This is a genomic window from Pseudomonas sp. CBZ-4, assembly GCF_000346755.1.
GTDB lineage: Bacteria > Pseudomonadota > Gammaproteobacteria > Pseudomonadales > Pseudomonadaceae > Aquipseudomonas.
On record NZ_ANNV01000043.1, the window covers coordinates 23,514 to 29,650 of the forward strand.

Consider the following 6,137-nt stretch of genomic DNA (forward strand, 5'->3'; position numbering starts at 1 on the left):
AGCTCCCTGAAGGTTGTGGGTGGAATCATTCAGCCTAGCCTAGGCTGATCGAACGACTACCGTCCCGGGGTGGTCAACCCTTTGAACCCCAGCTTTCGGAGAGCGTTCCATGTCTGACCGTTATATCGACTTCGCCAACTCAAGCCTCGGCCATCGCCTGGTCGCCGCCCTTGGCCTGCCGTCACCGGTACGCCTGGAACGCTGGCAAGCCGGACGCCTGCGCCCGGTGGAAGGGGCGCTGCTGCTGGGCGGCGGCGCGCTGGCGGGAAAGGTGCAGGCATTTGCCCACAAGCTCACCGACGCTATCTACACCTACGGCGCCGAGGCGTCGACCTGGATTCCCGGCCATGGCCCCAAGCTCAAGGCGGTGGTGTTCGACGCCAGCGACTTGCAACACACCGACCAGCTCAAGCAACTGCGCGAATTCTTCCAGCCGTTGCTGAAAAACCTCGATCACAGCGCACACCTGGTGATCCTCGGCCGTGCGCCGGAAAGCCTCGACGACCCCTTCGCCGCCAGCGCCCAACGTGCCCTCGAAGGGTTCAGCCGCGCCCTGGCCAAGGAGCTGCGCCATGGCGGCGTCCTGCAATTGCTCTACGTCGGCGCCGCTGCCGAGGACCAGTTGGAGGGCGCGCTGCGCTTCTTCCTCTCGCCCAAAAGTGCCTACATCTCCGGGCAGGTGATTCGCCTGGAGGCGTGCGCGACGCAAGTCGAGGACTGGACCCGCCCCCTCGCCGGGCGCAAGGCACTGGTCACCGGCGCCGCCCGTGGCATCGGCGCATCCATCGCCGAAACCCTGGCCCGTGACGGCGCGGATGTAATCCTGCTCGACGTGCCCCAGGCCAAGGCCGACCTCGAAGCCCTCGCCGCTCGCCTGGGTGCACGCAGCGTAGCGCTGGACATCTGCGCCGCCGACGCCGCCCAGCAGTTGATCGACCACCTGCCCGATGGCCTCGACATCCTCGTGCACAACGCCGGCATCACCCGCGATAAAACCCTGGCCAACATGACCCCGGAATACTGGGACGCGGTGCTGGCGGTGAACCTCGATGCCCCGCAAGTGTTGACCAAAGCATTGATCGACAGCGGCACCCTGCACGACAACGCCCGCGTAGTGCTGCTGGCGTCCATCAGCGGTATCGCCGGCAATCGCGGGCAAACCAACTACGCCGCGAGCAAGGCCGGCTTGATCGGCCTCGCACAAGCCTGGGCGCCGCTGCTCAAAGACCGGGGGATCAGCATCAACGCCGTTGCGCCGGGGTTTATCGAAACCCAGATGACCGCGCATATCCCCTTTGCCTTGCGTGAAGCCGGGCGACGCATGAGCTCGCTCGGCCAGGGTGGTCTGCCGCAAGACGTGGCCGAAGCCGTGGCCTGGCTCGGCCAGCCGGGCAGCGGTGCCGTCAGCGGGCAAGCGCTGCGGGTATGTGGGCAAAGTCTCTTGGGAGCGTAGGCATGGACTGGCAAACGTTGGACAGCACCCCGTCGCTGCCGCCGCTGTACTGGCGCGCGGCACTCAAACGCAAGATCACCGGCAGCACGTTGCCCGAGCGCGGGCTGCGCTGCCGGGTGACCGTCAACCCCAGCGCTGTCGCCAAATACCGCAAGGTCTGCGGGTTTGCCGACAGCCCGATGCTGCCGGCGACTTATCCCCATGTACTCGCGTTCGGCTTGCAGATGCAGTTGCTCACCGACAACCGCTTCCCCTTCCCGCTGCTGGGGCTGATTCACCTGAGCAACCGCATCCGCATTCACCGGCCGTTGGGCGGCGTCAGCGAACTGACCCTCAGCGTCCACGCACACGATCTCAAGCATCACCCCAAGGGCGCGACCTTCGAGCTGGTAACCACCGTCAGCGATGCCCTCGGCCTGCTGTGGGAAGCCGAAAGTCGCATGCTCTGCCGCGGCGTAAAGCTCGACGGCGACGCCACGGACGCGGCGCAACCGAGCCCCACCCACATCAGCGAGCTGACGCGCTGGCAAGCCCCCGCCGATATCGGCCGCCGTTATGCGCGGGTCAGCGGCGACTACAACCCGATCCACCTCAGCGCCCTGACCGCCAAGCTGTTCGGGTTTCCCCAGGCCATCGCCCACGGGCTGTGGAACAAGGCGTACACCCTCGCCGCCTTGGGCGAACACTTGCCCGCCGCCAATGTCGAGATCAGCGTCGAGTTCAGGAAACCCGTGCGCCTGCCCAGTGAAGTGACGTTGTTTGCCAGCGCTGCCGGCTCAGCGGGTGAGTTACGCTTGAGCGGCGCGGGCGATATTGAACATATGGTAGGCAAATGGCAGCCGATCGCCTGAAACAAACTGCTTAATTGTATATATACACCCTAAGTTATAGCGGACCTTATAAGGTCCGCTATTTCGTTCAACCCATTGATTCAAAACACATATACATCTTGATACATCCTCCTTTTATATCCTTGGTATTAGTCCCTAAGCAGAGACTTTACGACCGTATATAAATCGTTAATACCAAGTTGAGCATTGTCAGAAAGAGCCCCCTGGACTGTTATAGCCCTACGGACAAACGCATCGCCCTCCACAGAAGTGGCGAGTGTTTGAAGACAACTAAGGTTGTACAGGTGCAGGGAACTCAATCATGAAAACTCAAGTAGTGTTTTGGAAAGCAAGTACCGCGCTGGCCCTGGCAGTAGCATTGACGCTCGGCGGCTGCAGCAGCGGTGGTGGCGGGCATCACAGTGGTGGTTCGTCCTCCACCGACGATACAACGGCCGGCACCGGCGGCACGGGCGGTGGTACCGGTGGCGGTACTGGCGGCGGAACCGGTGGTGGCACTGGCGGCGGCACGGGTGGCGGTACCGGCGGTGGCACGGGTGGCGGCACCGGTGGTGGCACTGGCGGCGGTACGGGCGGTGGCACCGGTGGCGGCACCACTACCCCACTGGTCACCGCGACGGTCGTGGACACCGTAGGCGACACCGTAACGGGCGTAGGCACCGCGGTCGGCAGCCTCGGCACCACCCTGGGCAGCTTGCCGATTGTCGGCGCTACCACGGGCGGCCTGGTCACCGCGACCGGCAACGCGGTCGGCAGCCTCGGCACTGGCCTGTCAGGCGGGCTGGGCACCCTCGGCACCAACAGCAATGCGTTGGGCACCACCGTTGCAGGTGTGGGCAACGCCGTCTCCGACCTCGGTGATGGCGTGAGCACCACCGGCGGCAACGTTGCCACCTTGCTCGGCCAAGTGCCGGTGGTGAGTGGCGCAGCCCCCGTGGTCGGCGGTGTAGTAGATAAAGTCGGCAACGTCGTGACCATGCTCGGCGACACCCTGAGCACCGCCAGCACCACCGGTCCATTGGGTTCGGTCACCAATACAGTGGGTGCCAAAGTGCTGGTACCAGTGGTTTCTCTCGTAGAAAAAACCACCGGCCAAGTCGGCACCGCAACCGGCCTCGGCGGCCCGGTTGGCGGCCTGCTGAATAAAGTCGGCAGTACCGTGGACGGCCTAGGCGATAAAGTCACCGGCACTGGCGGCACCGGCAACCCTGTGACGGGCGCCGTGGGTGGCGTACTGAGCGGCGTGGGCACCGTGGTCGGCAGCGCCGGCGGCTATGTCAACCCAACCACTGGCACCGGCAGCGGTTCCGGCGGCGGCATCGGCACGGGCAACCTCGGCCTGCCGGAACTCATCGGCGGCGTGATCGCCGGCGCCGGCAACGGCCTGAATGCAGGCAACACCAACGGCGTGGTCAGTGCAGCTGGCGTCACCGGTGGCAGCGTAGGCGGCACGGTTGCCTCCCTCGGCACGCTGCTGGGTGGCAATGGCGTACCGAACACCGCAGCCGGTGCGCCGGTCGCGGCACTCACCACCAGCCTTGGCAGCGCGCTCAACCCGGTCACCAGTGGCGTCACCAGCCTCACCCAAAACGTCGGCAACACCACTGGCCTGGGGGCTCCGGTCAACGGCCTGGTGACCAACGTCGGCGGCGCCGTCAGCGGCCTGGGCGGCAAAATCACCGGCACCAATGCCAACCCGGTCACCAATGCCCTGGGCGGCACCGTCAGCGCAGTCGGCAACACCGTGACCTCGGTCGGCGGCCTGGTCACCGGCGGTACCAGCGGTAGCGGTGGTGGTTTGCTCGGCGGCGGCCTGAGCCTGGGCGGCAGCGCATCTGCCGGCGCCAGCGCCAGTGCCGGGGCCAGCACCAGCGGCGGCGGCCTGGGCGGTTTGCTCGGTGGCCTGACCGGCAAAAAATAGAATTGCACCTGGCCGATTAGACGGCCTCCCCTACAGCGCCTACGCTTGGTTGAGACGAGAGACCCAATAAGTCTCTCGTCTTTTTTATGCGCCAATGAAAGGCACCCGAACCGCGCCCCAGAGCCCGGCGGGAATCTGCGAAACGCTGCTGCAGTTTTGACCATGGAGTGTCCTATGCGCGCTTTGACGCCGCTGTTGTTGCTGTCCCTCAGTGCTTACGCCCACGCCGAAACCCTACCCAGCTTCCTCAATAGCAACGACACCATCCGCAACCTGCCCGTGCCCAACCTGCCCGCCGACGCCTACCGGCCAAACACCCCGCAAACCCAGTTGCCAACGCCTGCGGCCAGCGAAGCCCAGCCGCTGCTGATGGACACCAAGGTGACCATCAGCAAACTGCAGATCGACGGCGGCACGGTCTACCCGCTCAAGGAACTGGCGCTGGCTTTCGAACCGCTGATTGGCCATGAAACCAACATCGCCCAGCTGATCGAGGCCACCCGCAGCATCACCAAGCGCTACCAAACGGACGGCTACCTGCTGTCCTATGCCTTCCTGCCGGAACAAAGCTTCGACGGTGGCCTGGTCCACGTAGTGCTGGTGGAAGGCTATGTGCGCGATTACCAGCTGCAAGGCGATATCGGCTCGGTGTCGTCCTACGTGGAAAAGCTCGCCGACAAACTCAAGGCCGAACGCCCACTCACCCGCAAGACCTTCGAGCGCTACACCACGCTGATGGGCGCGATTCCCGGCGTGACCTTGCAGGCGCAAGTGCCGCCACCGCGCACCACCGATGGCGGCACACACATGCAGATCACCGCCAGCCGCAAGCCCTTCACCACCAGCATGAGCCTTAACCAGGCCAGCCGTGGCGGCCTGCAAGCGTTGGTCAGCGCCACCAGCAACTCGCAGACGTCGATGGGTGAACAGTTGACCGTCAGCGCCCTGGCGCCGCCGGGCAACGACAAGGAACACTACTACCGCGCCGCCTACAGCCAGTTCGTCAACGCCGAGGGCACCCAGCTTGCACTGTCAGGCGAACACTACCGCGCCGAACCGGGCACCAACGTGCAACTGGACGGTGGTTTCCAGCTCAAGCCGCACCAGGCCATCGACCGCTTTTCCATCGGTGTAAGCCACCCGGTGATTGCCTCGCCAACCGAATCGTTGAGCCTCGGCACGCGCATTTATGGCGTCGATCAGAAAACCCGCTATCAATTGGTGGGTTTCCCCAACCGTTTTGACCTGGAAACCAATCTGCGCGCCCTGGCCTTCGAAGGCGACTGGCGCAAGGCCGACACCGACCAGTTGCGCATCCTCAGCGCCGGCCTGTACCAAGGTATCAATGGCCTGGGCGCCAAGACCCGCAGCGACTTCGAGGGGACAAAACCCGACCTGGATTTCTTCCGCCTGCGCCTGTCCGGCGTGCAAAGCAACAAGCTGTTCGGCAGCAACTTCCAGGGCGTGCTTTCCGCGGCGTTCTACTGGAGTGACGACACCCTGCCCGACAGCGAACGCGCCACCTTCGGCGGACAGAATTTCGCCCGTGGCTACCCCGACGACCAGGGCTCGGGCGACAAGGGCTGGGGCCTGGCGTACGAGATCAACTACAGCTACAACCGTGCCGGCGACTGGGTGCGCATCCTGCAACCGTACGTGGTGTTCGACCGCGCCAAGACCTGGTTCAACGTACTGCCGATCAGGGGCAACGACCTATCGTCCGCCGCCGTGGGCCTGCGCTTTGGCGACAGCCAGTACTACAACATTGCGCTGGAGGCGGCCAAGCCGCTGTCGGACGTCGCGCTGGACAGCTTTGACCGGCGACCGCGGTATACGCTGAGTTTTAGTTACCAACTCTGATGATGTGTGTATAGGGAGACTTCTGTGGGAGCTGGCTTGCCTGCGATAGCGG

The 6,137-nt window shown here is 64.5% G+C and carries 4 protein-coding genes; all 4 read left to right on the forward strand.

Annotated elements, in window-relative coordinates:
• Positions 1 to 109: 109 nt before the first annotated feature.
• The 4 genes from B348_RS0106215 to B348_RS0106230 all read left to right on the forward strand — a co-directional run bounded on the left by B348_RS0106215 (position 110) and on the right by B348_RS0106230 (position 6,085).
• Positions 110 to 1,453 carry a 3-oxoacyl-ACP reductase gene (locus B348_RS0106215; RefSeq protein ID WP_017735279.1) on the forward strand — a complete coding sequence of 448 codons (1,344 nt, stop codon included), beginning with the start codon at positions 110 to 112 and terminating at the stop codon, positions 1,451 to 1,453.
• A 2-nt stretch (positions 1,454 to 1,455) separates the two neighbouring features.
• Complete coding sequence (locus tag B348_RS0106220; protein ID WP_017735280.1) at positions 1,456 to 2,304, forward strand: MaoC/PaaZ C-terminal domain-containing protein; 849 nt, start codon at positions 1,456 to 1,458, stop codon at positions 2,302 to 2,304.
• Between the two features lie 301 nt (positions 2,305 to 2,605).
• Positions 2,606 to 4,225, forward strand: a complete 1,620-nt coding sequence (locus B348_RS01000000129790) for a collagen-like triple helix repeat-containing protein (protein WP_017735281.1) — start codon at positions 2,606 to 2,608, stop codon at positions 4,223 to 4,225.
• Positions 4,226 to 4,399: 174 nt separating this feature from the next.
• Entirely contained in the window at positions 4,400 to 6,085 is a 1,686-nt protein-coding gene (locus B348_RS0106230; protein WP_017735282.1) for a ShlB/FhaC/HecB family hemolysin secretion/activation protein, read from the forward strand.
• The last annotated feature ends 52 nt before the right edge of the window (positions 6,086 to 6,137 follow it).

Excerpts from the sequence above, each read along its gene's own strand:
- B348_RS0106215 (WP_017735279.1), top strand. The coding sequence starts at position 110 with ATGTCTGACCGTTATATCGACTTCGCCAACTCAAGCCTCGGCCATCGC.
- B348_RS0106220 (WP_017735280.1), top strand. The coding sequence starts at position 1,456 with ATGGACTGGCAAACGTTGGACAGCACCCCGTCGCTGCCGCCGCTGTAC.
- B348_RS01000000129790 (WP_017735281.1), top strand. The coding sequence starts at position 2,606 with ATGAAAACTCAAGTAGTGTTTTGGAAAGCAAGTACCGCGCTGGCCCTG.
- B348_RS0106230 (WP_017735282.1), top strand. The coding sequence starts at position 4,400 with ATGCGCGCTTTGACGCCGCTGTTGTTGCTGTCCCTCAGTGCTTACGCC.